The sequence below is a fragment of the Hyphomonas sp. L-53-1-40 genome, from assembly GCF_000682775.1.
Classification (GTDB): domain Bacteria; phylum Pseudomonadota; class Alphaproteobacteria; order Caulobacterales; family Hyphomonadaceae; genus Hyphomonas.
Window position 1 is genome coordinate 359,078 of record NZ_AWFI01000001.1, and the last position, 24,968, is coordinate 384,045.

The following is a 24,968-nucleotide window of genomic DNA, read 5'->3' on the forward strand; positions in this document are numbered from 1 at the left end:
TGATCAGCCATCGTCGCTGGCTTCGCCAATCCCGCCTACCTGGAGCATGCCTTCCTTGGCGGCTTGCGCCCGTGCGACGCCTTCGCTGCGCGCGGGCGGGGCCATGATTTCCGGCGGGTCGGTTTCCTGTAGATAGATGGTGCGGCTCGGAAAGGCGAAGCCCGTGCCCGCCTTTTCGATAATGTCCATCACGGCGACGGCGAACTCTTCCTTGATCTCCAGCCACTCGCCCCAATTCTTCGTGTGGGTGAAAGTGTAGATCAGGAAGTCGATGGAGCTGGCATTAAAGCTGTCCACACGCACGAACAATGCGGCTTCCGGCGGCTTGGCGAACCGGTCATCATTCCAGAGCCAGGCCTCGATTTCGTCGCGGATATATTTCAGCTGGTCCACGGTCGTGCGATATTCCACGCCGACCACCCATTTGATGCGCCGGTGCGTCATGCGCGAGAAATTGGTCACGGCCGCATCTGACAGTGCGCTGTTGGGAACATAGACCGGGCTTTTGTCGAACCGACGGATAAGGGTCGAACGGAAATTGATCTTCTCGACCGTTCCTTCGACCACACCGTCTGCCTTGACCCACTCGCCGGGAATGAAACGCTTCTCTGAAATGATCAGCAAGCCGGAGATAAGGTTCTTGAACAAGTCCTGCGCGCCGAGGCCGACGGCGATGCCGAGCACGCCAAGGCCGGCCAGCAGAGGCGCGATCTGGATTCCCCATTGCTCCGCCACGGCGCCGAGACCCAGTACGATCAAGATGATCTGCAACGCCTTGACCATCCAGTCGACAGCAGCTGGCGACAACGCGTCTCTCAGACCCGCGAACAGATATTCGAAGGCATGCACCGCGCGAGACAGCGTCCAGAATACGGCAAGCGTGATGATCGAGCGCAGAATGCGAGTCGCGTAGATTTCCGCCTCGCCGGAAATATTGGTCACCTGCAGCGCGATATAGATGCCGATGATGACCGGGACGATCTTGAGCGGCGTCGCGATGGATTGAACGAGCGCGTCATCAAAGCCCGACTTGGTGCCGGACGCCAGGCGCATGATGGTCTTCACGATCAGCCGTGCGAACAGGCCGCGGATCATCAGTGCGATCATGATGATCACAACAGCGATGGTGATCTCGCCATAGGTCAGACCATAAGCGCCATCATTCCAGATGTTTCCGATGAAGGTTGCGGACTCGCGCGCCCAGTCGGGGGCATTCTGGTCAAACCAGCTCGAAGATTGTGTTAGGGCCATGCGGCGCTCCATCTGTTTCATCCGGTTGCGACCGGGCCTGTGGAGTGCCGTTTGCTAATCTGTGTTATGCGGCCTGTGAAGGGTTGGGGGTCAGCCCTTTATGTCGCGCCACTCGCCGGGGGCAAGGCCATTCAGGGTCCAATCGCCGATTTGCGCGCGCACAAGGCGCAAGGTTGGATGCCCGACTGCGGCGGTCATGCGCCGGACCTGTCGGTTGCGGCCTTCGGTAATGGTCAGTTCGATCCAGCAATCTGGTACCGATTTTCGAAACCGGATTGGCGGGTCGCGCGGCCAGAGATCTTCTGGCTCGTCCATCCGTCTCACCTTTGCAGGAGCGGTGCGACCATCATTCAGGTCTACGCCGGAGCGGAGGGCCTGCAATGCCGTGTCATCCGGAATACCCTCGATCTGGGCCCAGTAGACCTTGGCCATCTTGGCTTTCGGATCGGAAATGCGGGCCTGCAACTTGCCATCATCGGTGAGGAGCAGCAGGCCCTCGCTATCCCGGTCGAGCCGGCCAGCGGGATAGACGCGTGGGACGTCCATATAGTCCGACAGCGTCTCGCGCGAACTTGCCAGTGTGCTCTTGTCGGTGAATTGGGAGAGCACATTGAACGGTTTGTTGAAGGCGATAAGGCGGGTCATGCGTCAGGGCCTTCGGGCAACAGGCCGAGCGCGGATGCGGCGGCGGGTGTTCGGATCCAGATCCAGTCACCAATCCCTTCGCTGGTGCCGCCAGGTTCGTCCGTCTCGATCCAGCCCATTGCACGGTAAAACGTGCGGGCAGTGGTGTTGGATGTATTGCACTTCAGTGAGAGCGCGCTGCCATAGCGCATCATTGTAGCAACCATCAGCGACCGCCCAATGCCGTGGCGGTGATAGGCCGGGTCGATGAAGAAATGATGCAGGAAGTGGTCGGGGTCCCAGACGCTGGAAAAGCCGACCGGTCGGTCATCCTTTTCTGCAACCAGAATGCTCTCGCCAGCCGTTTGGCGGTCAAACTCGGCGGCATCAACGCGTTCGATGCCAGCCAGCGGGAATACGTCACGGCTCGCCCGATAGAGGATGGTAGCAAGAGCCTCCCGGTCTGATGCTACAGCCTCCCTGATCACGCGTTCACGACCTCATGCAGGGATTTCAACGTGCTGAGCAGGCCTTCGGCTGACGAGATCGGCAGGCAGCTCGGTCCATCGCACAGGGCCTTGTCCGGGTCGGTATGGAATTCGAGGAAGACGCCATCAGCGCCGGCGGCAATGGCCGACTTGGCGATGATGGCCACGCCGTCGCGTCGCCCGCCGGTGGACGCGCCGCCCGTGCGCGGGTCTGCGCCTGGAAGCTGGACAGCATGGGTCGCGTCGATAGTCACCGGGCAGCCGAGCTTCTGCATCTCGGGAATGCCGAGCATGTCGACGACGAGATTGTTGTAGCCAAAGCTGGAGCCGCGCTCGCACAGGATCACGCCGACATCTGCGGCTTCACCGATCTTGGAGACGATGTTCTTTGTATCCCACGGTGCGATGAACTGAGCTTTCTTGACCTGGATGATCCCGCCCGCTGCGGCAGTGGCCTTGGCGGTGGCGACAACCAGATCAGTCTGGCGGCACAGGAAAGCCGGGATCTGGACGATGTCGGCCACGTCTGCGACGGCTTCGGCCTGACCGGCTTCATGCAGATCGGTGCAGATCGGCACGCCGAGCTTGGCCTTCACGCTGGCCAGCATTTTCAGGCCATTCTCAAGGCCGGGGCCGCGAAATGACTTGATCGAGGAACGGTTCGCCTTGTCGAAGCTGGCCTTGAAGACATAGGGCAGACCCAATTGTTCGCAAACGCGCTTCAACTCGGTGCCAACTTCAAGGGAAAGGCCCTCGTCTTCGAGGACGTTGAGGCCCGCAATCACTGAAAGCGGTTTGCCGGTGCCGATCGTCCAGCCGGAAGTCTTGTGGGTCAGCACGTTCATCTGGGTCTCTCCGCTCAGGTGTTTTTCCAGCAAATAGCGTTGTTTCAGGCAAAAGGTAAGTCGGAGCGTTCATGCCGTTTCCACAAACAAAGAAGCCGCCCTCAGGGGCGGCTTCCGTGAGTCCTCGGGACCCAACAAGTCTGGCAGCGTTTCAGCGTGCCTTCAAATATCTCTATGCGCCGACAGGAGGCTGCTCCGGCCGGGCACCACAGGATATAAACTTGTTGATCCCTCTGGTTTTCTCACTCGACATGAATCACCTCCTTTCAAGCGTGCAACAGGCACGAACTTTGTCCAGAACCGTTCCGGACGAATCAAAGTTAAGCATGATTTGCGCCATTACAAAGTTAACTTCGCGGCTTTTTTGAATGACTGTTTCATGACGCACAAAAAACGCCCGGACCTTGGGCCCGGGCGCAGTCAGTTTTCATACGCTGATCATGTGTCAATCATAGGCCAGCGCGCCGACAACCAGTCCGATGATGGCCCCCGTTGCGACGGAGGCGAGAATCGCGTCTCCGCTATGATGGTCCCGCGCCCAGTAGTGTCCCGGTGGCGGCGCATAGAGGCCGTAGGTGTGATAGTCGCGGATATAGACCGTATGCTGGTGGGGGCGATACCAGCCACCGACATGGTAGCGCGGTTGGTAGCCGTGACGATAATAGGGTCCATAAGCCCGGCTGTAGCGCACATAATTGTGACGGGGCGGTGCATAATGGCGATGCGAACGCGCGGGCGCGCGATAGACATGGCGCGGCGCGGGGCGGTAGTCGCGGCGCGGGGCATGGTGGCCGCGATTGTAATGGCCTCTATTATTGTGGCCATTATTATAGCCTCGATTGCCACGATTATGGTCACCGCGGTGACCATTGTCGCGTCGACCATTGTCCCGGTGTCCCCGGTCTCCACCGCGATGGCCGCCATCATGATAACCGCCGCCGCGATTGTGATCGCCGCGTCCCCGTTCTGCATAGGCAGCGGGAGCGGCAAGAAGTCCGATCGTGGCCGTCGTGGCCACCAATGTGGTGAGTGTCTTGAACAGCTTCATATCGGGCAAAGCCTCCGAAGATTGGCCCCTTGGAAACCGTTTCCGGGGCAGCCATTTCCCGCATCCTGCGGGCTTATGACAGTCAGGCTAGGCCTGCGGGGCTGAACTCTGGCTGAACACCGTGTTAAGGAAACTCCATGGCTGAATTCGGCGACATCCGTATCAATGACGAACTGACACTGCCCGCATGGGAAGTGTCAGAGGCATTCGTGCGCGCGTCCGGGCCAGGTGGGCAGAACGTGAACAAGGTGTCGACTGCGGTGCAGCTGACCTGGCACGTCGAAGCGTCATCTCTGCCACCTGATGTGAAGGCGCGCTTCGCCAAACTGTATGCCAACCGGATAACCAAGGATGGCCGGCTGATGCTGGAGGCTTCGGAGCATCGGAGCCAGGCGCTCAACCGGGAATCTGCACGCAAGCGGCTTGCCGAGATGATCCTTCGTGCCAGCCGTCGTCCGAAACGGCGCATCAAGACCAAGCCGACCTATGGCAGCGTCAAACGTCGCATCGCCACAAAAAAACGCCGTGGCGAGATCAAATCGCTGCGCGGGTCCGTCGATCCGACGGAATAGACGCCGCTGCAGCTAGCCCTTCTTGTTCGGCTTGCCGCGATAAGGGCCCTTGCCTTGGGGCTTGCGCGCGCCGTCGGCCTTGTCAGCATAGGGGTTCTTGCCCTGCCGGACGAACAGACGGATCGGCACGCCATGCATGTCGAAGGCATCGCGCAGATTGTTGATCAGATAGCGCTTGTAGGTTTCCGGCATCTGGTCACCGCGCGAGGCGATGAGCACGAAGGTCGGTGGGCGGGCTTTCATCTGGGCCATGTAGCGTGGCTTGATGCGCTTGCCCTGAACACTTGGCGGCGGATGACGCTCAACCGTGTGGCGCAGCCAGCGGTTCAGATCACCCGTCTTCACGCGCGCGGTCCAATCCTGATACACCTTGACCACGGCTGGCATCAGCCTGTCCGTATGCCGACCTGTCAGGCCGGACAGGAACACGACGGGTGCACCGCCAGCATTCGGCATCAGCCGGTTGGCAAGATCCCGGATATGTTTGGCGGCTTCATCCGGCTTTTTCACCGTGTCCCATTTGGAAATGACCAGTACGACGCCGCGGCCTTCGCGCAGGGCGAGGTCGGCAATCAGCAGGTCCTGCTTTTCCATCGCCTCGTGGGCGTCCATGACAAGGGCAATGATATCGGCATATTTCAGCGAGCGGATGGTCTCGCCGGTCGACATACGTTCAAGACGCTCCTGCACCTTGTTTTTGCGGCGCAGGCCTGCCGTGTCGACCAGGCGAATGCGGCGGCCTTCCCATTCCCAGTCAATAGAGATGGAGTCGCGCGTGATGCCAGCTTCGGGCCCAGTTAGCAGGCGGTCCGATTGTAGCAGTTGGTTGATCAGCGTGGACTTGCCGGCATTCGGGCGGCCGACAATGGCCAGTTTGATCGGCTTGTCGTCTTTTTGCGGCTCGGGTTCGACGTCTACGTCCGCCGCTTCAATAGCGGCGACGAGATCATCGTCGGACACAGAGAAATCGTCGATATCGATATGGGCCAGCTTCTCGATGATGTCCTCGGCGGCGCGGGGATCATAATCCAGTTCGGCTTCCTGCAGGGCGAGCTCAAATGCTTCCTCGCCCAGTGCCTGACGAATGGCTTCGTAAAGTTCGGCCATGCCCTCGCCATGCTCGGCAGACAAGCCAATCGGTTCACCCAGGCCCAGCGACCAGGCATCCATCACGCCGACCGTGCCCTGTTTGCCTTCAGCCTTGTTGGCCGCCAGAACGATCGGGATATTGGCCTTGCGCAGCAGGGCGGCAAAGTTCTCGTCTTCCGGGGTGACGCCAACGCGGGCATCAATCAGGAAGAGGGCCAGTTCAGCCTCGGCAATCGCCGCCTCGGTCTGTTGGCGCATGCGGGATTCGAGACTGTCGTCATAGGACGTCTCATAGCCCGCTGTGTCGATCAGGACCAATGGCAGGGAGGCGAGGCGCCCTTCCGCCTGTTTGCGGTCCCGCGTCACGCCCGGCTGGTCATCGACCAGCGCGATCTTCTTGCCGACGAGGCGGTTGAACAGGGTCGACTTGCCCACATTGGGGCGTCCGACGATGGCGAGTTTCAAAGGCATGGCGGGGCCCGCTCCTATGCGTTCAGGCGAGGCGCGCCAGCCCGGCGCAGCCTGCTACTGAATCGCAACCAGTTTTGCTTCATCGGTCAGCAGGAAGACTTTTCCCTGCACGGCGATGGGTTCGATATAAGTCGTGTCCTTGATATCCAGAGACGCGGTCTGTTCGCCCGTCTGCGGATCAAACGCGAGCAGCTCGCCATAGGACGAAACGATCAGGATGCGTCCTGACGCGAGAAGCGGACCGGAATAGCTGATCCGTTTCTTCTTTTTCCTCTCGTTCTTGTACTGCGGCAGCTCGGTGACCCAATAGGCGTCGCCTGAGCCAGCATCCAGCGCCGCCAGAGTGGCATTGGTGCCGATGACAAACAGGAATTTCCCGCTGAGCGCTGGGGCTTGGGTCGAGCCGATGGGGCGCGCCCAGACGCGATTGCCGCTGCGCCCGTCAATGGCGACCGTGATGCCGGACTGGCTGGACGCGAAGACGAGGCCACCGGCCAGAACCGGACGTGAGCCGATATCGTTGATCTCGGAAATCGGGGTGAAGCGGCCAGCCTGCGAAATGGCATCCGTCCAGAGTCGACGGCCATTATTGGCAAGATAGGCAATGATCTCGCCGGAGGAGTAAGGCGCGATCACAAAGTCTTCGATGGCGGCCGGGCTTGGGCTGCCGAGGACGCGGGCGGATTCCGCAATTGCCTGATCGCTCCAATCGGTCTCGCCGGTCTCGAGGTCCAGCGCGAACACTTCATTATTGTTGGAGGCGACAAAGATCGTGCCGTCCTTGACGGTGGGGGCACCCGTCATGGGCACGCCAAGCTCGCGCTTCCACAATTCGGTCCCGTCTTCGGCGCTGACGCGTGTGACATAGCCAAAGCCACTTGCGACGATCAGCGTACCATCTGTCACGGCAAGACCGCCGCCGAGCGCGGTCTTGTCGCGCTTGGTCAGGCCTTTGAGTTCCTTTTTCCAGAGCGTGCGGCCGCTGGAGATTTCCGTCGAATAGATCGTCTGGTCTGCATCCAATGTGTAAATGGCCGTCTCGCTGGCGACCGGTGGCGTGGTCACGGCAGACTTGTTGCTGGAGCCTTTGCCGACCGAATTGCGCCAGGCGATTTTCAGGTCAGGCGCTGCGTTGACGTGGCCTGGTGCCTTGGCGGGGGTCCCGCCTGCTTCCGGCCAGGATGCCATATCCGTGGGAGGCAACAGTTCGATGGATTCCGTGGCCAGCTCAGGCTTGGCCTCAACCGCTTCCTCCGCGAGCACCATCGTGACACGGCCAGCCTTGTCGAGCTGTTCCTTGTCGTCATTGCCGGAATTGCCGAAGAACGGAATGCTGCTGCAGGCCGTCAGGGCGACGAACGCCGTTGCGGTTGCGGTCAGCTTGAGTGGGCGTGAAAGCCTCATTGGCCGGTCTCCTCGATATCGGCAGTTTCAGCGGGCGCTTCGCCCTCAACTGGTGTCTCAGTGTCGCTTGCGGCCGCTTCTTCAGCTGGCGCTGGCGGGATCGCAGCAAGGGCGATCTCGGCGCGGCGCTTCACGCCTTCGGGCGCAGCCGCGTCAAAGCGGAGACGGTTGAACTCGGTTCGGGCGCGGGCAATGTCACCGCTCTCGAAAGCTTTCGCCGCGATCAGTTCACGGGCAAGCGCGCCGAGCGGGCCTTCATCCTGAACGAGGCTGCCCAACGTAGCTTCAAGGTCTGCCATGGATTGGGTATCGACCGAGAAATACGCGGTCTTCAGGATGGACAGGCGCTCGTAGGGGCTGCCTTCCACGGCAGCCACGGTTGGCGTCGCCGCCGCCCTCATATTGGGTCTGCGCCAGATATTGCGCTGCCAAAGGCGCGATCCTGCCGTTGCCTTCGGCCAATTCACGGAACGCGGCTTCGGCTTCGACATAGTTGTCTTCTTCCAGCAGGGTCAGGGCGTTCTCGAAGGCGAGCGCGCGTTCGGCGCGGGCCTGTTCAGCCTGTGGACGCAACACGAATTCATTCAGGGCCACCGCCCCGATGAGCAGCGCCGCCGCGCCATAGATAAAGGGCCTGTAGCGTGTCCACAGGCCTTCCATCTTGTCCTGGCGCAGGCTTTCATCGACTTCGTCAAAAATGTCGCTCAACGTGGCGCTCCGATCGGGTAATCTGACTTCGGGGGGAACCTAGACGCGCCTGCGCCCAGCTGCAACGTGTCAGGGCTGTTTCGCCTCAGGTTTTCGCAGGGAATAGGTCTCGGCTTCGCCGGGGAATTCGCGGGACCGGACGTCAACAGCAAACTGGCCGAGGGCGGTGTCGATCTCGCTGCGGAGGTCGGCGTAACGGCGCACGAATTTCGGCGCCCAGTCGAACAGGCCCAACATGTCCTGTGTGACCAGTACCTGGCCATCGCAGCTGGCGGACGCGCCGATGCCGATTGTGGGGCAGCTGACGGCCTTGGTAATCTCGTCGGCGAGATCGCGCGCAACGCCTTCGATGACAATGGCAAATGCGCCCGCGTCGTCTGCAGCGCGCGCCTCGTTCAGCACGATGTCGCGTTCGGATTCGGTGCGGCCCTTGGCGCGGAAACCACCATCGACATTCACCGCCTGCGGGCGCAGGCCGACATGGCCCATGACCGGAATGCCACGCTCCACAAGATGGGCGATCTGGGTAGCGGCATAGGCGCCGCTCTCGATCTTGACCGCCTGACAGCCGGTTTCCTTCATGATGCGGGCGGCATTCAAAAAGGCCTGATCTTCACTCGTCTCGTAGCTGCCAAAGGGCATATCGACGACGACGAAGGCCTGCTGGCTGCCGCGCATCACGGCCTGCCCGTGCAGGATCATCATCTCCATCGTCACGCCTACGGTCGAGGGCAGGCCATGCACCACCATGCCGACGCTGTCGCCAACGAGGATAAGGTCGGCATGCGGGTCCATGATCTCGGCCATTGGCGCGTCATAGGCGGTCAGGCAAACCAGCGGCTCACCCCCTTTGGCGGCGGCGATATCCTTGACGGTTTTGCGGGAAATACGGGTTTGTTTCGACATGGTCAGCGACTTAGCCTGCCTCAGACCGGCGGGCAAGCGCATGTGAACGGTCGCTCCGGCACCTTCGGATCAGCTGCGACCTTTGGGAAAGTGCTGCAGGGCGGTGGGTATGTCCACCCACTCATGCCGGGTCTCTTCCCAGACCGAGCGTATCGGCCCGGGAAAGCGCGGATTCGCGATCGCCCCTACGGCTATACCCGCTGCTTCCGGGTGCTTCTCGGTGACCCAGTAGACGGTAGACCCGCAGGTGGGACAAAAGTAGGTCGTGAAGGTGCCCCCGCTGTCAGCTTCGCGTGTCCACGAGGTAGCCTTGCCTGCAATGGTCAAAGCAGTGAGCAGGTAATATGCACCCACTCCGAAGGGGGAGCCGGTGCGACGCTGGCACGCGGTACAGTGACAGGCGACGACGGCCGGCGTGATATCGTCAGGCAGCGTGACTTTCACGGCGCCGCAAGCGCATTGCGCATCCATGTGACTACACTCCCGGCACGACAGGCACGCCGATCAGCCATTGATGCAGGTGGAAGACGAACGCGACATACACGCCGGTTCCGATCACCAGCGCGCCAATGTCTCCCATATTGGACACCGCCACATCAGCCGGCGGGCCATTGTCGCCGCGCTTCTTCACTGCGATCCGGTCGATCACGGCATAGGCGAGGAAGCTGCCGAACAGGATGATCGAGTTCCACTCGCCATTGGCCAGAAGGTGACCAAGCGCCCAGAGCTTCACCGCCACCAACATGGGGTGCTTCAGGGCTTTCTTGATCCGGCCTGTCGGCAGGTTGGCAGCGACGAGGAAGATCAAGGCTGGCAGCATCAGCGCCATGTTGACGTGTGAGCCCCAACTGGGCGCGAAATAGAGCGATCCCATCCAGCGCGCTGCGTCATAGCCATAGATGATCAGGACCAATCCGATCAACGAAATCAGGCTGTAGAGCCCCATATAGGGGCCGTAGCCTATACGTTGTTTCAGATCCTCTCCCGGTTTTCGGCTTCGAAACGCGGAAAACAGATGGACCCCAAAGAACACGACCAGCCCGGCAATCAGATACGGCATGACGATTTCCTCCCGAGCGGGAGTCTATGCGGAGTCCGGGATGTGGGAAAGTGGAAAGCCTGAAGGCGGCCTCAGCCCTCGGGCTGATCCTTGAGCCAGACTTCGACATTGCCTTTCAGCTTCAGCGTGAGGGGCTTGCCCTTGCGGTCGAGCGCCTTGCCAGCCGCGACGCGGATCCAGCCTTCAGACACACAATATTCCTCGACATTGGTTTTCTCGGTTCCATTGAAGCGGACGCCGATCTCGCGTTGCAGCAAATCTGCATCGTGAAACTTGCTGTCTGGATCGAGGGCGAGGCGGTCTGGAAGTGTGTCGGTCATGCGATGCTGTTTGCCAGCGAATGAGGGAATTGCAAGAGCCCAGACGCAACTTGATGGCCCAAGGTGGGAATGAAGACATGGTTAATGGAAAGTAGTGGAATTATTTCCCCACTAAACCGGGCTTTATGGAACTGTCGCTATTGGTTACCGCAGAACAGAACGGGCTGATATGCGAAGTATATCCGACATCAAGCATTACCGCACAATGCTCCAGAATGCACGTACGCTCGAAGAAGCGGTCGTCATGGAGCAAATGCGCGCGACCGCAAAGAATTTGTCCGCTCTCTATGCGATGTTGTGTGTCGCGTCGCTTTCGCTGGGGATGAGCTTCCTGAACCATGCGCCGCTATATCTGACACTCGGCCTGCCATGCCTGTTCATCGTGGGAAGTATACTGCGGATCAATCATTGGCGCGATTCGCAGGCTGAATTTACAGATCCGCTGCGCGCTCAGCGTGATTTCGCGGTGATAGAAATTGGCTCGCTGATCATCTTTGCCGTCATGGGCGGCTGGATTGCTCTATTGTGGCCGTACGCGATCGGTCGACAGGAAGCGCAACTGGCCCTGTTTACCGGCCTGATCGGCCCGGTTGGCATGATGTGCTCGATGCCGCGGCCGCGTATTGTCGCAGCTGGCTTGTCGGGGACGTTGCTGATATTCTGCATGATCTTCGTACGCCATGATCCGTTTTACTACGGCTATATGGCCCTGCCGATGGCCGTGTCGTATGCAGCATTCCTGAAAGTGTCCCTGACTTACAAGCAACGCATCGCGGAATCGGTGATGCTGCACAATGAGCTGGTCTCCGAGAATGAGCGGGCTTCGGGCCTGGCGGAATCCAATCGCTTCCTGGCCTTGTCAGACACTCTGACCGGCCTGCCAAACCGGCGCCGGTTCTTTGAACAGATCAACCTTTTCTTCGAACGAAGCCCGGATGGGGAATTGCCGATTGTCGGACTGGTTGACCTGGACGGCTTCAAGCCCTTGAATGACGTGTTCGGACATTCGGCAGGCGATGCCATGCTGGTGGAAACAGCGAACCGAATGAAGGCGGCAGCGGCCCGATATGGTGGCTCAGTAGCGCGTCTTGGCGGGGATGAGTTCGCCTATGTCCTGCCGTGGAATACATCGCGCGAGGAAGCCATGAAGTTCTCGCTGGAACTGGTCGCTTCGATCAGTCACCCGGTTGTTCTGCCGAGTGGAGATATCAGCCGCGTATCAGCGTCGGTCGGCATGTCTTCGCGCGGCTTCGACGTCGCCTCGGCAAAAGACCTGCTTGAGCAGGCAGATTTCGCCCTGTTCCGCGCCAAGGAAGCGACCTCCGGCCCCGTGGTCGAGTTTTCGTCTCATCATGCCGCCAGCAAACGCCGCGAAGTGCTTGTGCACCAAGCGTTCAAGAATGCGGATCTCGACAAGGAAATTCATCTGGTTTTCCAGCCGATCATCGACACACGCGATGGTGCCATTCGACGTTGTGAGGCATTGGCGCGCTGGGACAGTCCGGAAATTGGTATGGTGCCGCCGGGAGAGTTTGTGCCGATTGCCGAGAAAGCTGGCATGACCCAGGAAATGACTCTGGCAGTCTTCCGCAAAGTGATTGCCCAGCTGAAGGTTTGGCCGGAAACGGCACGCATTGCGGTCAACCTGTCCGCACAGGACGTGAACAGCCGGCAGTGTACGGACCTGCTTGCTTCGATGCTAATCCGCCAACCGCCGAGCCTGCGCCAGCGCATTTCGATTGAGGTGACGGAATCCTCTTTGCTGACGGATTTCACCGAGGTTCACAACAACCTGCTGAAATTCCGGGAACTGGGTGTGAAGATCGCGCTGGATGATTTCGGCACAGGATTTTCCTCTCTGCGATACTTGCAGGAATTGGAATTCGACATTGTGAAGATCGACCGAAGCTTCATTTCGTCAATCGAGCACAATCAAAAAAGCTTTGGCCTTGTCCGGACGATCAGTCGTTTGTGTCGCTCCCTGTCGATTGCCTGTGTGGCAGAAGGCGTGGAGACCCGCGAAGAACTGGACCATGTTCGCACGGCCGGGTGTCATCTGGTCCAGGGCTATATCTTCACCAAGCCCCTGATGGCTGAGAAGATGCTGCCTTACCTGACCGGCGAGCTGAAATTTGATGGCATGGGCGTCATGCTGTCCGTGCCGACCAAGGATGTGGCCTGACCGGGTTTGGGTTGATCTTACCCGGTTCTTCTGGACGATTTCCTTGATCGCCTCCTCGCCCTGCGGGGTGGATTTCCGGTTCTCACCATTCAAAGCCGTGCTAAGATGAAGCAAGGACGCCGTTCTGGCGGGTGAGGGAACAACACAATGACACTATCCGTAATCAGCGCCGGCTTCGGGCGTACAGGCACAATGTCGCTTAAACTGGCGCTTGAGCAACTCGGCCGGGGGCCGTGCCATCACATGATCGAGGTCATCGAGAATGGTGAGGCGCAGGTTCCGCTCTGGAATGATGCGCTGGCGGGCAAGCCCGACTTTGCCGCCATCTATGACGGGTACAATTCCGCCGTGGACTGGCCAACCGCGGCCTTCTGGCAGGAGACGGCCGATGCCTATCCTGAGGCGAAGATCATCCTTTCGACGCGTTCCGCCGAGAGTTGGTACAGCAGTATTTCCGAGACCATTCTGGCAACCGTCTGGGCGCCGGAGACCTGGCCGCCGCAAGCCACCGAATGGTTCAAGATGGTGACAAAGGTGCTCGAGCGCAGCTTTGGCGGGGCGAAAGACAAAGACAGCCTGATCGCCGCATTCAACGCGCACGAAGCCAAGGTGAAGGCCACCATTCCCGCCGAGCGCCTTCTGGTCCATTCGGCCAAGGATGGCTGGGAACCGCTCTGCGCCTTCCTCGGCGTGCCCGTGCCCGCCGAGCCTTATCCGCGTACCAACAGCAAGGAAGAATTCTTCCAGCACATGACCAAGGCCGACGACCTGTAGGCTGGCCGCGCCAGCAGGTGCGACGCCTGTGAGGGCGCTTCGGGGGAGTTTGAATTTTCGTGAAAGGTGGTGCGGTCAGGGGTCCGGACCAGGCAGGGCGTAGTTCTGGCTGAACGGCATCTGGCAGCTTGGTTCGCCCGCATCAAGTCGCACACGGTTCCGGTGTTCGCCCGGATGAGCGGACTTCAGTTCGCCAATTGCCAGGCGGAAAGCCTTTGACCATGTGAAGGCCAGCGGGTCCGGTTCGCGCTCATGCGGCGCGTCGCCGATCCATTGAAGATACACGGTGCCGCGATGGTCGATGACCGTCATGAACGGAACGCCCCGGCCCTTCAGCGCCCGCACATACAGGCGCAGGGCCACCGTCTGCAGCCAGATCCAGAACCGATAGGGTTCCAGATGTGCTGGCAGCGGTGTTGCAAGGGGCCGAAACAGCGAGTCCATGCAGCCAATCCTGCCACGGCGCCAAGTCCGGTTGGATAGGGCGTAGAAAAAACCCTGACCTGAGCGGCAGGTCAGGGGTTTTGACGTTAAAGGGCCGGGGACAGGCCGGGTGGTCTCCCCGGATCAATTAGTAACTCTTCGGCAGGCCGAGGACCCGTTCGGCGATGAAGTTGAGGATCATTTCGCGGCTGACCGGGGCGATGCGGGCGAGCATGGCTTCGCGCATCATGCGCTCGACATGGTACTCTTTCGCATAGCCCATGCCGCCATGTGTCAGCACAGCGGTCTCGCAAGCGCGGAAGCCAGCTTCGGTGCCGAGATATTTCGCGGAATTGGCCTCGGCGCCGCAATCCTGTCCGGCATCGTAGAGTCCTGCCGCCTTGTAGGCGAGCAGTTCGGCGGCGGAGAGTTCGGCCCAGGATTTTGCCAGCGGATGCTGGATGCCCTGATTCTGACCAATCGGACGGCCGAAGACGACGCGCTCTTTCGCATAGGTCGCGGCCCGCTCCAGCGCGGAAAAGCCAAGCCCGATGGATTCGACGGCGAACAGGACACGCTCGGGGTTCAGGCCCTGAAGCAGGTATTTGAAGCCTTCGCCTTCCTCGCCGATCAGGTGGTCTTTCGGCACTTCGAGCCCGTCAATATAGAGCATGTTGCACTCCACCGCCTTGCGGCCCATTTTCGGGATCGGCTGGCGCTCGATCTTGTTTGGGTCGAGATCGGTGTAGAACAGGGAGAGGCCCAGATAGGGCTTGGCGCACTGGTCCTTGGGGGTGGTGCGCGCGATGATCAGGATCTTGTCGGCGCGCTGGGCGCCAGTCGTCCAGATCTTGCGGCCATTGATCGTGTAGCCGGTATTGGTGCGCTCGGCCTTGGTTTCGAGGCTGGACGTGTCGAGGCCGGAATTCGGCTCGGTCACGGCAAAGCACATCTTCTCCTCGCCAGAGATGATCTTGGGCAGGTTTTCGCGCTTCTGTTCCGGATTGCCGAAGCGCTCCAGGGGCTTCGGCCCGAAAATGTTGAGATGGATGGCCGAGGCGCCGGAATAGCCCGCGCCGGTGCGCGTGACGGTCTGCATCATCAGCGCCGCTTCGGTCAGGCCAAGGCCCGCGCCGCCATATTCCTCCGGGAAGGCAATGCCGAGCCAGCCGCCCGCGGCCATGGCGTCACAGAATTCCTCCGGCCAGTCGCCGGTCTCGTCCGTCTTCGCCCAATAATCATCCCCAAAGGGTTCGAGCGTTTTTTCGACGGCGGCCTTGATGGCGGCCTGATCTTCACTCATCGGCGCGATCTGATGCATGTGACGTAATCCTCCTGAGGGCCAGACTTAAGGCGGCCATGCAGGCCCGTCCAGCGATTGCCCTGCGTCAGGGGAGCACAATTGTGCGCCTGATGCCGATGGCTGCGAGAAAGGCCGGGTCGTGGCTGATGACGAGGAGGGCGCCATCATAGGCTTTGAGGGCGGTTTCCAATGCTTCAATCGTGGCCATGTCGAGATGGTTGGTCGGCTCGTCCAGCAAGAGGAGTTCGGGCGGCTCGGGCGCGGCAAAGATGGCGGCGAGGCCCGCGCGCAGGCGTTCGCCGCCGCTGAGCGTCGCCACGGACTGGTGGGCAGCCTCATTTCGGAAGGCGAAGCGGGCGAGGGCGGCATGGGTTTCATTCTTTGTCAGGTGCGGCTGGACGGCGCGGATGGCCTCGAGAATCGAGCCGCCCGAGGGCAGCAGGCTGACATGCTGGTCGAGCCGGGCGATCCGGGGCGTCAGCATCTCGACCGTGCCGGAAGCGGGGGCGATTTCGCCAAGGATCATGCGCATCAAGGTCGACTTGCCGGCGCCATTCTGGCCGGCAATGGCGATCCGCTCCGGCCCCCTTATGTCGAAGCTGAGCGGACCGAACAGGCGGCGGTTGCCGAAGGCGGCGACGGCCTCGGTCACGCGCAGGATGTCCTTTGACCGGGGCAGGTGGACGTGCGGCAGGTCCATCGTGACGGGCGCGGTAACTTCGACCCTGGCGCGGGCGGCTTCCAGTACGGCAGCGCTTTCATTGGTCTGGCGGCTGGCAAGGTCGCCGCCCCGTGCGGCGGTAGCCTCGGCGCGTTCCTGTCGTTTGTCGAGCAGCATCTTGGGGGCATCACCCTTTGCGCGGGCGGTGCGGCCCGCCTTGTCGCGCCGGTCCTGTTTTTCCTTTGCGCGCTGGGCGTCTGCCTGTGTGCGACGCAGGGTGGTCTGGGATCTGGCGAGATCAGCTTCGGCCTGTGCGCGCGCCGCGTCGCGGGCTTCGCGGAAGTCGCTCCACCCGCCACCGAACACCGTGACGCCTACAGGCGAGAGTTCCACAATCCGGTCCATGTGTTCCAGCAAGTCGCGGTCATGGCTGGCAATGATTGCGCCACCGCGCCAATCGCGCAGGAGCTTCGCGATGGCGGCACGGCCATCCGTGTCAAGATTGTTGGTGGGTTCGTCCAGCAGCAATATGTCGGGCTGTTCCAACAGGAGCCGGGCGATCATGATTCGTGTGCGTTCGCCGCCGCTGAGCCGGGACAGGCGGGTGTCCCATGGCATGTCGCGGAGACCGGTCGATGCCAGAGCGGATTCGAGCCGGGACTCCAGCGTCCAGTCGGCCAAATCGGCATCTTCCAGTGAACCTTCACCAGCGGCCAGGCGCGCAAGTCGGGCAAGGCCGTCTGCCGCACCGAGCGCTTCGGAGATGGTCTGGGCTTCGTCCGCGATCTGGGCGAGGCGGCCCAGGCGGCCGCGCACGGACAGGCTGCCACGTGCAGGCTCCACATCGCCGGCTATGGCGCGCAACAGGGTGGACTTGCCACAGCCATTGCGGCCGACAAGGCCGATGCGTTCGCGACTGAGCGACAAGGTCAGGCCGTCAAAGAGCGGCGTGCCGTCAGGCGTGGTGAGGGAAAGGGAATCGAGCGTGAGAAAGGAAGACATGGACAGGCCGTGCAATCATGGAAAGGGTCAGCGAAGCATTGGGCTTTGCGTAATCCATGTCTTTGGCCTCCATAGGTTTCTCTGCGGATCGAAGCGCCTACATACGCATTCCTGCACGCAGTTCAAGGAAAATCAGGCTTGGGCCGGAAGCGCGCGAGATGGCGCGAAGGCAGCGGCAAGGTCGCTGGAGTCGCCACCCAGTATCAGGTCAGCCACGATCCTTGCTGTGATGGGAGTCAAAAGGATGCCATTGCGATAATGGCCTGCGGCGACGAACATGTTGGGCTGGCGCGTGCGACCGAGAAAGGGCGCGAAGTCCGGCGTGCCGGGACGTATACCGGACCATGCGGAGGTGATGCGGGCATCCGTCAGCGAGGGCACGATGTGGGAGGCGTTTTGCAGAAGGTTGGCAACATCATCCGTATTCGGCATACCTGTCGTGCGGCCGGGCTCCATCGTGGCGCCGATGACAAGCTGGTCGCCGCGCGGCACCATGTAGATCGGACCGGCGCGCAGTGTGGTGGCGGGGTGGTCTGCCCGGCGCTCAACTGACAGCATCTGGCCGCCATAAGTGTCGATCTCATCCAGCGACGAGTCCCAGTTTGCCAGGCTGAATTGCTTGCCATGTTCGGTCACTTTCAACTCGCCGCTCTGCCAGCCGGCTGTGATCAGAATGACATCATGGCCTTCCACATCCAGCGCGTCGCCGTGTGACTGCAACGGTGCGGGCGTGCGTTCCAGCATGATGCGTGGGTGGCGTTCACACAGTGCGAGCAGCGCCGAGACGACGGCGCGATTGTTCACTTGGCCATCCGTGGTGAGCTGCAGGACGCCGCGCAGGTCAGGCGACAGGGCCGGTTCGATCCGGCGTGCGGTATCCATGTCCAGCCGCTGGCCAGGCAGGCCGCGATTGGTCAGCGTGTCGAGGATTCCGTCGAGGTGGGCTGCCATTGCTTCACTCGCGGCGACCGCCAGGGATGGTCCGGCCGCATATCCGACAGTTTCTCCGCTTTCGGTTTCAAGGTGCGCTGCAAATTCCGGCCAGAGCCGCGCGCTTTCAAGACAGAGATCAAAAAGTTGGGGGTGAACGCCCGGCTCTGAGGCGGCCTCGAAGGCGGGGGCAATCATGCCAGCAGCAGCCCAGCTGGCGCCGCGACCGGGTGTGTTGGGATCGTAGAGCGTGATGGCCGCGCCGCGCCGGGCGAGTTCGAGCGCGCAGCTGAGGCCGATAATGCCCGCGCCAGCGATGGCAATGTGGGGGGAAGATGATTCGGGGCGGGCGGCGCAGGTCATCTGCGCTATCTATGCCATTCTGCAAGGGAATTGAACGCTCAGGCGGCGGAGACCTGCATTTTCTGGCTTTCCCAATAGGATTGGAAAGCTTCGGCCCATTTCTGGCTCTGGAACACGATTTCCTTGCACATCTCGCCGGTCGGACGGAATGCGGTGCGTACCATCATTTCGGGGCCTTCATCGGCGTCGCGCTCAAGCTGTTCGATGACGAACGCGTCGAGCGTCGCTGACAAAAGCGCGTCCTCTTCCGGTGACCCTAAATCGAGATCCACTACGATATCTTTCATTGTCATCCCCAAGCACCTGATTGTTGCGTCCGGTTTTCCGGACTCATTTTGTATCTTCAGATCAATATCGCATTTTGTGCGATGCAGCATAAGATTCTTGCTTTTGACCGTCCCAATCCGGGGGTCTGTGCAAATTTCGGGCAAAAAGGTCGCGCATGTCGTTCGTTGCGATCCATTCTCAAATGTGATTGAACAGATCATCAATGCCCCTCAAAGAGAGTTTGTTCCATGAAATGGTATGCATCCCTGGCCACCGCCTGCGTTTTTCTTGCCGCTTGCGGGGCACCCTCTGGAGATTCCGGGGAGCCCGAAGCCGCTGCAGAATCTGTGGCTGAGCCCACCGGCCTGCTGAATGTGTATTCGGCCCGGCACTATGATTCCGACAAGGAGCTCTACAAACGCTTCGAGGATGAGACCGGCATCCGCGTTCGGTTTCGCGAATCCGGCGCGGCCGAACTGCTTGAGGCGATGAAGGCCGAAGGCGACAATAGTCCGGCGGATGTCATTATCTCGTCCGATGCTGGCACACTTTACCGATTCAAGGATGCGGGCCTGATGCAGCCCGTCGAGTCCGAATTGCTAGCGACGCGCATTCCCGAGCATTTCCGCGATCCGGACAATCATTGGTACGGTCTGGCCAAACGGCTGCGCGTGATCGTGTATGATCCTGCCCGTGTCGAGCCGGAGCAAGTGGATGAATATGCCGACCTCGCCAGCGCCAATCTCGAGGGCGATGTCTGCATGCGGTCCAGCACGAACATCTACAATCTCTCCCTGATGGGGGAATTGATTGATCGACTTGGCAAGGATACGGCCGAGGCTTGGGCGCGCAGCGTGGTGGCGAACTTCGCACGTCCGCCCCAGGGCGGCGACACCGGGCAGATTGAGGCAATTGCCGCTGGCCAATGCTCGGTCGCGCTGGTGAACCATTATTACTGGGTGCGCATGACGCAAGGCTCCGACGCCCAGCGCAAATCGGTCGAAAAGACCATGCTGTCCTTCCCGCAGCAGGATAGCTGGGGCGCGCATGTGAATGTCACCGGCGCGGGGGTTGCGGCCCATGCACCGCACAAGGAGGCTGCCATCCAGTTCATTGAATGGCTGGCCGGTGAGGAGGGCCAGTTCCTGCTGACCACCGAGACCAAGGAAATCCCGCTGGTCGCTGGCGCCGAGATGCCGGAAGGGCTCGACCGCCTGCCGCCTGATTTCAAGGAGAGCATATTCCCGCTCAACCAGCTTGGAGAGAATCAGGCTGAGGCACAGGCCATCTACGACCGGGCTGGATGGAACTGATCTCGCTTGAGCGCTCTGGCCGCCATACGCCGCTTCCGATTCAGGAGCATTGACGGGCCCGCCTTATTGGCGGGCTTGATCATTGCTGTACCTGTCGTCGTGACCCTGTTTGCGGGCCTGATGAATGGTGGCGGTGAAGCGTGGACCCATATCCGCGACACGCTGCTGACCGGCTACACGACCGGCACGCTCGGCACGCTGCTGTTAACCGCGCTCATGACGCTCGCCGTTGCGGTTCCGGCGGCTTGGCTGGTGACGATGTACCAGTTTCCGGGACGGGGCCTGTTCGAATGGTTGCTGATCCTGCCTCTGGCGGCGCCCGGCTACGTGCTTGCCTATGCCTATGCCGATCTGATGGGCCTGATGGGGCCGTTCCAGACAGCGATCCGGGATGTTACCGGCTGGACCGCGCGGGACTATTGGTTTCCGGACATGCGCAGCCTGCCGGGGCTCGCCTTCGTGCTGACCTGCGCGCTTTATCCTTATGTCTATCTGACGGCCCGAGCGGCCTTCGTCTCGCAATCTGTCTGCGCTCTGGAGGCGGCGCGCAGTCTGGGTGCCAGCAGTGCCCGGCGGTTCTGGCAGGTCGCCCTTCCGGCCGCCCGACCGGCCATCGCAGCCGGCCTTGCCCTGACCCTGATGGAAGCGGCGGCCGATTATGGCGCAGCGGAGTTTCTCGGTGTGCCCACTCTGACCTTCGGCATTGTGCGCGCCTGGCAGAGCTTTGGCGAACCCGCGGCAGCGGCGCGGCTTGCTTTGGTTCTGGTCGTGATCGTGATCGCGTTGATCCTGACCGAACGTCATACGCGGGGCCGCGCCGGCAGCCAGCAAAGTTCGACCCGGTGGCGTAGCGTGTCACGTGCGCGCCTGCCACGTTGGGCCGGCCTGGGCGCAATGGCGGCCTGTGCGCTCCTGTTCCTTACTACTTTCGTTTTGCCAATGTCGCGCCTGGTCTGGCTTGTCATGGAATCGCAAGACCAGATCGCGCCAATCGGGCGGGCGTTGGTGAACACGCTGATCCTTGCCGGGTCAGGTGCGGCGCTGGCGTTCGTGCTGGCGATGGTCATCGCGCTGACGGCCCGGCAGAGCGGACTGATCGCCGGCTTTGCGCGTCTGATGGCCTCGACCGGCTACGCCATTCCGGGTGCTGTTCTCGCGCTCGGCGCGCTGTTGGTGATGGGATATCTTGACATCACGCTGACCGGGGCGGGAGCAATCGTGGCCTTGGCATGGGTCTATGCCAGCCGGTTCACCACGTCGGGCGCAGAGCCGATGGTGGCAGCGCTCGGTCGCGCTCCGGCCTCCATGGGCTATGCCGCCGAGAGCCTTGGGGCTTCGCCGCTGCGCCGCGCGGTTTCCGTTGACCTGCCGGTCGCGCTATCAGGCGCCATGGCTGGTGCACTGATCCTGTTCGTTGAATCCCTGAAAGAGCTGCCGGCTACCTTGATGCTGCGACCTTTCAATTGGGACACACTGTCTGTTCGGGCGAATGCCTATGCCACGGATGAGCGTCTGGCGGCGGCGGCCTTGCCGTCCCTGCTCATCACGCTGGCAGGCTTGCTGCCCGTGATCCTGCTATCGTGGCGGCTCAGCCATTCGCGTCCGGGGGACACGCAATGAGCGTGCATTTGACCGCGACGAACGTAACCCGCCGCTATGGGCCAACCGCTGTAGTGGAGGGCGTAAGCCTCACTCTGGAACCCGGCAACATCACAGCATTGCTCGGTGGGTCCGGCGCGGGAAAATCGACTTTGTTGCGCTTGTTCGCCGGACTTGAACCGCTCGATGGTGGTGAGATCCGGCTGGGAGATGAGTTGCTCTCTGCGCCGGGCAAGACGGTCCCGGCCGAGAAACGCCGCATCGGGCTGATCTTTCAGGATTTCGCCTTGTTCCCGCATTTGACCGCCGCGCAGAATGTGGCCTTCGGGCTCAAATCGCGCGGCAAGGAAGCGGCCCGCCTGCTGGCGGCCGAATGGCTGGAGCGGCTTGGTCTGACAGATCGGGCCGGCGCATACCCGCACGAACTCTCGGGCGGCGAACAACAGCGCGTGGCCATTGCCCGCGCACTTGCGCCGGAGCCTGCCGCGATCCTGATGGATGAGCCATTTTCCGGTCTCGACCCGGCATTGCGTGGCAGTGTGCGGGATACGGCGCTTGCCGCGATCCGGGAGGCTGGCATTCCGGCACTGCTGGTGACGCATGACCCGACCGAGGCGCTCGAAAGCGCCGATTGCATTGCCATTCTTCAGGGCGGGCACTTGTTGCAGCAGGGTGAAGCGGCTGAAATCTACCAGAGACCGCAAAGCGCGGCGATTGCCGCCGCTCTCGGTCCAGTCAGCCGCATACGGGCCGCAGACCTGCCGACCGGACTTGTCGGGCAGGATGTACCAGTCGGAGCGGAACTGATCGTACGCCCGGAAGGCGTGTTGCAGGATGAGAGTTCAACGGTAAGGGCGAGCGTAACAGCCAGCCAGCTGACCGGACCTCTTTGTCGTTTGTTGCTGGAGTGCCAGGGACAATCCCTTACCGCGCTCGTGCCGCGCATGACGGCACCCAAAGCAGGAACGGAGATTGGTATTCGGCTCGATCCAACCCTGACATTCATCTTCCAGTCAGCCGATTCCTGACAAATCCGTTATAGTGCGAGGAAGCCCTCGCCAATCGGTAAGGCATCCCATAAAATCAGGGATGTAGATGCAATCAACAGGAGGCGCTTTGCATGGCGCGAAATTTCCTGAAACTGGCCGCGACCGCAGCGCTCGCCGCAATGATGGCAGCAAGCGCCACGGCCCAAAGCCTGATCCGCGATGCGGAGATCGAGGAGACGCTGCGCGAATGGACCAATCCCATTCTCGAAGTGGCTGGGCTGAAGCCGAACGATGTCGGCCTGTACCTGATCAATGATCCTTCATTGAACGCGTTCGTGGCGAACGGCCAGAACATACACCTTCATACCGGCCTTATAATCGCTGCGGATTCCTCGCTGCAGATCAAGGGCGTGATCGGGCATGAGACCTGTCACATCGCCTGTGGCCACTCGGTCAGCCGTTCGCGCGCGGCCGGGGTCGCCATGCGCCCGGCGCTGCTCTCTATCGGTCTTGGTATTCTGGCCATGGCCGCCGGTGAAGGGGGGGCAGGTGCAGCCCTGATCGGTTCATCACAACAATTTGCTGCGCTGAACTTCTTCACCCACACGCGTTCGGAAGAGGCCACAGCCGATGCCGCGGCAGTCGAATACCTCACGCAGCTGGGGCAATCGCCCCGCGGGATCGTCGAATTCTTCGAGAATTTCCGCTATCAGGAAGTGCTCTCCAGCGCGCGCCGGTATCCGTATTTCCGGGCTCACCCGCTCGCATCGGACCGGATTCGCACCGTGCGCCAGTTGGCCGAAGATTCCGGCATGATGGACACGCCGCAAACCGATCGTGAGCTGCACCAATACCAGATGATGCGTGCCAAGCTCATCGGCTTCCTCGACACACCGAACAAGGTGGCGCGGGAGTACCCGGCCAGTGACCAGAGCCAGCCAGCACGATATGCGCGTTCCATCGCCGCCATGCAGGTTTCTGATATTGATCGCGCGCTGATCGAGGTGAACTCATTGCTTGAAGACGATCCGGAGAATCCCTTTTTCTGGGAGCTTAAAGGCCAGATCCTGTTCGAGAGCGGCCGTGCGGCCGAATCTGTTGCGCCGCACGAGAAATCGCTCGAATTGAAGCCGGGCCAGCCCCTGCTGCTGATCAACCTTGCCCGGTCGTTGAATGCGCGTGACGAAGCAGGCGATGTCGAAGCCGCCGAAAAGGCTTTGCATGATGCGTTGATTGCCGAGCCGAACAATGCGTTCGCCTGGGCTCAGCTGGCCATCACATATGAAAAGCAGGGGCGCCGCGCCGATGCCCAGCTGGCCACAGCCGAGTCTGCCTATGCTGTTGGCGACATTGTGCGAGCCAACCGGTTTGCCCATTTTGCTGTCCAGAGCCTGGAGCCTGGCACGCCGGATTATCGCCGCGCTGACGACATCCTGTTGGTGACCGATGCCAACAATCCGGACAATCGCGACATGTATCGCCGCAATCGGCGTTTCTCGCTCACGGTCGAATAGTCCTGATCAACTTTGTGTTAGGCTGGATAGACGTGCGGAATTCAGGCCGTATATCTGGCCTGAACCGACTTTGACCTGAATATGACAGGAAACCACGCATGACTTTCAGACTGACCACGATGACGGCCGCCATGGCTGCGCTCGCCCTGACGCCCGCCTGTGCCGAGAGCAAGGCGGCGCCGGTCGCCGATCGCGAAGCCATGGAGCAAGTTGTGCGGGAGTACATTCTCGAGAACCCGGAAATCATCGAGGAGGCGCTGATCAAGCTGTCCGCGAAGCAACAGGCTGCAGCCTCTCAAGAGGCGCAGAAAGCCATCGCGAGCAATTTCGACGCGATCTACAATAATGAGAATGATTATTTCATCGGCCCGGCCGATGCAGAGATCACCGTGGTCGAATTCTTCGACTATCGCTGCGGCTGGTGCAAACGGTCGGTCGAATGGATTCAGGCATTGCCGGAAGACTATGACGGTAATGTCCGGGTCGTCTTCAAGGAACTGCCAATCTTTGGCGGCATCAGTGAGACCGCTTCGCTTGCGGCGCTCGCCGCCGGCAAGCAAGGCAAGTATCGCGAATTCCATCTGGCTTTGATGGCCATCAAGAACAATGACGACCTGACTGAAGCCAAGCTCGACGAAGTGGCCAGGGATGTGGGCATGAACGTCCAGAAAATGCGCGCCGATATGGGCTCGATCGACATTCAGCGCAAACTGTCTGAGTCCAAGCAACTTGCCCGCGCCGTAGGTGTCGAGGCCACGCCGAGCTTCCTGATTGGCAATGAGTTCATCGAAGGCGCAAATCGCGACCGGCTGAATGAGGCGATCAAGGCCGAGATCAAGGGCTGATCAGAACCAGACGAATC

General features: G+C 61.0%; 26 protein-coding genes. 8 read left to right on the forward strand and 18 right to left on the reverse strand.

The genetic code is table 11. The features are described from left to right. Positions 1 to 3: 3 nt before the first annotated feature. The 5 genes from L53_RS01725 to L53_RS16105 all read right to left on the reverse strand — a co-directional run bounded on the left by L53_RS01725 (position 4) and on the right by L53_RS16105 (position 4,256). The gene (locus tag L53_RS01725) at positions 4 to 1,251 is read right to left on the reverse strand and encodes a mechanosensitive ion channel family protein (protein WP_051607556.1); all 1,248 of its coding nucleotides are present in this window, start codon (positions 1,249 to 1,251) and stop codon (positions 4 to 6) included. A 90-nt stretch (positions 1,252 to 1,341) separates the two neighbouring features. Further along, the gene (locus tag L53_RS01730; protein WP_034810976.1) at positions 1,342 to 1,896 is read right to left on the reverse strand and encodes a pseudouridine synthase; all 555 of its coding nucleotides are present in this window, start codon (positions 1,894 to 1,896) and stop codon (positions 1,342 to 1,344) included. After that, entirely contained in the window at positions 1,893 to 2,363 is a 471-nt protein-coding gene (locus L53_RS16100; protein WP_051607448.1) for a GNAT family N-acetyltransferase, read from the reverse strand. The genes L53_RS01730 and L53_RS16100 overlap by 4 nt, the downstream gene beginning before the upstream one ends. Next, a complete protein-coding gene (kdsA, locus tag L53_RS01740; RefSeq protein ID WP_034811886.1) occupies positions 2,360 to 3,208 on the reverse strand; it encodes a 3-deoxy-8-phosphooctulonate synthase in 849 nt (282 codons plus the stop codon). The genes L53_RS16100 and kdsA overlap by 4 nt, the downstream gene beginning before the upstream one ends. A 445-nt stretch (positions 3,209 to 3,653) precedes the next feature. After that, entirely contained in the window at positions 3,654 to 4,256 is a 603-nt protein-coding gene (locus L53_RS16105; protein WP_051607449.1) for an RcnB family protein, read from the reverse strand. 137 nt (positions 4,257 to 4,393) lie between these two features. Between L53_RS16105 and arfB the strand changes: the two genes are divergently transcribed. After that, a complete protein-coding gene (gene arfB / locus L53_RS01750) occupies positions 4,394 to 4,828 on the forward strand; it encodes an alternative ribosome rescue aminoacyl-tRNA hydrolase ArfB (RefSeq protein WP_034810979.1) in 435 nt (144 codons plus the stop codon). A gap of 12 nt (positions 4,829 to 4,840) precedes the next feature. On the opposite strand, the gene der is transcribed toward arfB, so the two are convergent. The 8 genes from der to L53_RS01790 all read right to left on the reverse strand — a co-directional run bounded on the left by der (position 4,841) and on the right by L53_RS01790 (position 10,786). After that, entirely contained in the window at positions 4,841 to 6,388 is a 1,548-nt protein-coding gene (der, locus tag L53_RS01755) for a ribosome biogenesis GTPase Der (protein ID WP_051607450.1), read from the reverse strand. A gap of 54 nt (positions 6,389 to 6,442) precedes the next feature. After that, positions 6,443 to 7,792 carry a PQQ-like beta-propeller repeat protein gene (locus tag L53_RS01760; protein ID WP_034810981.1) on the reverse strand — a complete coding sequence of 450 codons (1,350 nt, stop codon included), beginning with the start codon at positions 7,790 to 7,792 and terminating at the stop codon, positions 6,443 to 6,445. Then, the gene (locus L53_RS01765) at positions 7,789 to 8,091 is read right to left on the reverse strand and encodes a hypothetical protein (protein WP_034810982.1); all 303 of its coding nucleotides are present in this window, start codon (positions 8,089 to 8,091) and stop codon (positions 7,789 to 7,791) included. The genes L53_RS01760 and L53_RS01765 overlap by 4 nt, the downstream gene beginning before the upstream one ends. Beyond that, the gene (locus L53_RS16110; protein WP_051607451.1) at positions 8,078 to 8,500 is read right to left on the reverse strand and encodes a hypothetical protein; all 423 of its coding nucleotides are present in this window, start codon (positions 8,498 to 8,500) and stop codon (positions 8,078 to 8,080) included. Before L53_RS16110 ends, L53_RS01765 begins: the two co-directional genes overlap by 14 nt. Positions 8,501 to 8,569: 69 nt before the next feature. Continuing rightward, positions 8,570 to 9,406 (reverse strand): 3-methyl-2-oxobutanoate hydroxymethyltransferase, encoded by an 837-nt coding sequence (gene panB / locus L53_RS01775; RefSeq protein ID WP_034810985.1) that lies wholly within the window; start codon positions 9,404 to 9,406, stop codon positions 8,570 to 8,572. A gap of 69 nt (positions 9,407 to 9,475) precedes the next feature. Beyond that, entirely contained in the window at positions 9,476 to 9,877 is a 402-nt protein-coding gene (locus tag L53_RS17690) for a GFA family protein (protein WP_034810987.1), read from the reverse strand. 4 nt (positions 9,878 to 9,881) lie between these two features. After that, positions 9,882 to 10,466 (reverse strand): NnrU family protein, encoded by a 585-nt coding sequence (locus L53_RS01785; protein ID WP_034810989.1) that lies wholly within the window; start codon positions 10,464 to 10,466, stop codon positions 9,882 to 9,884. Positions 10,467 to 10,537: 71 nt separating this feature from the next. Beyond that, positions 10,538 to 10,786 (reverse strand): DUF3297 family protein, encoded by a 249-nt coding sequence (locus L53_RS01790; protein ID WP_034810991.1) that lies wholly within the window; start codon positions 10,784 to 10,786, stop codon positions 10,538 to 10,540. Between the two features lie 169 nt (positions 10,787 to 10,955). On the opposite strand from L53_RS01790, the gene L53_RS01795 reads away from it, so the two are divergent. Then, positions 10,956 to 12,968: a bifunctional diguanylate cyclase/phosphodiesterase gene (locus L53_RS01795; RefSeq protein ID WP_034810993.1), complete on the forward strand. Its 2,013-nt coding sequence runs from the start codon at positions 10,956 to 10,958 to the stop codon at positions 12,966 to 12,968. Positions 12,969 to 13,115: 147 nt separating this feature from the next. Next, positions 13,116 to 13,742 (forward strand): sulfotransferase family protein, encoded by a 627-nt coding sequence (locus L53_RS01800; protein WP_034810995.1) that lies wholly within the window; start codon positions 13,116 to 13,118, stop codon positions 13,740 to 13,742. Between the two features lie 75 nt (positions 13,743 to 13,817). Here L53_RS01800 and L53_RS01805 read toward each other — a convergent pair whose 3' ends face one another. From L53_RS01805 to L53_RS16925, 5 genes are all read right to left on the reverse strand, one after another. Next, positions 13,818 to 14,186, reverse strand: coding sequence for a hypothetical protein (locus tag L53_RS01805; protein ID WP_034810998.1), 369 nt, complete (start codon positions 14,184 to 14,186; stop codon positions 13,818 to 13,820). Positions 14,187 to 14,313: 127 nt separating this feature from the next. Beyond that, a complete protein-coding gene (locus L53_RS01810) occupies positions 14,314 to 15,486 on the reverse strand; it encodes an acyl-CoA dehydrogenase family protein (protein WP_156947782.1) in 1,173 nt (390 codons plus the stop codon). Between the two features lie 67 nt (positions 15,487 to 15,553). Beyond that, the gene (locus L53_RS01815) at positions 15,554 to 17,131 is read right to left on the reverse strand and encodes an ABC-F family ATP-binding cassette domain-containing protein (RefSeq protein WP_034811000.1); all 1,578 of its coding nucleotides are present in this window, start codon (positions 17,129 to 17,131) and stop codon (positions 15,554 to 15,556) included. A 132-nt stretch (positions 17,132 to 17,263) separates the two neighbouring features. Continuing rightward, the gene (thiO, locus tag L53_RS01820; protein WP_034811002.1) at positions 17,264 to 18,424 is read right to left on the reverse strand and encodes a glycine oxidase ThiO; all 1,161 of its coding nucleotides are present in this window, start codon (positions 18,422 to 18,424) and stop codon (positions 17,264 to 17,266) included. A gap of 38 nt (positions 18,425 to 18,462) precedes the next feature. Continuing rightward, entirely contained in the window at positions 18,463 to 18,711 is a 249-nt protein-coding gene (locus L53_RS16925) for a hypothetical protein (protein WP_156947783.1), read from the reverse strand. A gap of 228 nt (positions 18,712 to 18,939) precedes the next feature. Here L53_RS16925 and L53_RS01830 point away from each other — a divergent pair, with 228 nt between their 5' ends. The 5 genes from L53_RS01830 to L53_RS01850 all read left to right on the forward strand — a co-directional run bounded on the left by L53_RS01830 (position 18,940) and on the right by L53_RS01850 (position 24,951). Further along, positions 18,940 to 20,004 (forward strand): extracellular solute-binding protein, encoded by a 1,065-nt coding sequence (locus L53_RS01830; RefSeq protein WP_034811006.1) that lies wholly within the window; start codon positions 18,940 to 18,942, stop codon positions 20,002 to 20,004. Between the two features lie 75 nt (positions 20,005 to 20,079). Next, on the forward strand, positions 20,080 to 21,624 hold the full coding sequence (locus L53_RS01835) for an iron ABC transporter permease (protein ID WP_233347476.1): 1,545 nt from the start codon (positions 20,080 to 20,082) through the stop codon (positions 21,622 to 21,624). Next, entirely contained in the window at positions 21,621 to 22,631 is a 1,011-nt protein-coding gene (locus tag L53_RS01840) for an ABC transporter ATP-binding protein (protein ID WP_034811012.1), read from the forward strand. Before L53_RS01835 ends, L53_RS01840 begins: the two co-directional genes overlap by 4 nt. A 92-nt stretch (positions 22,632 to 22,723) precedes the next feature. Next, positions 22,724 to 24,106, forward strand: a complete 1,383-nt coding sequence (locus tag L53_RS01845) for a M48 family metalloprotease (protein ID WP_034811014.1) — start codon at positions 22,724 to 22,726, stop codon at positions 24,104 to 24,106. A 98-nt stretch (positions 24,107 to 24,204) separates the two neighbouring features. Beyond that, positions 24,205 to 24,951: a DsbA family protein gene (locus L53_RS01850; protein ID WP_051607453.1), complete on the forward strand. Its 747-nt coding sequence runs from the start codon at positions 24,205 to 24,207 to the stop codon at positions 24,949 to 24,951. Positions 24,952 to 24,968 lie beyond the last annotated feature (17 nt).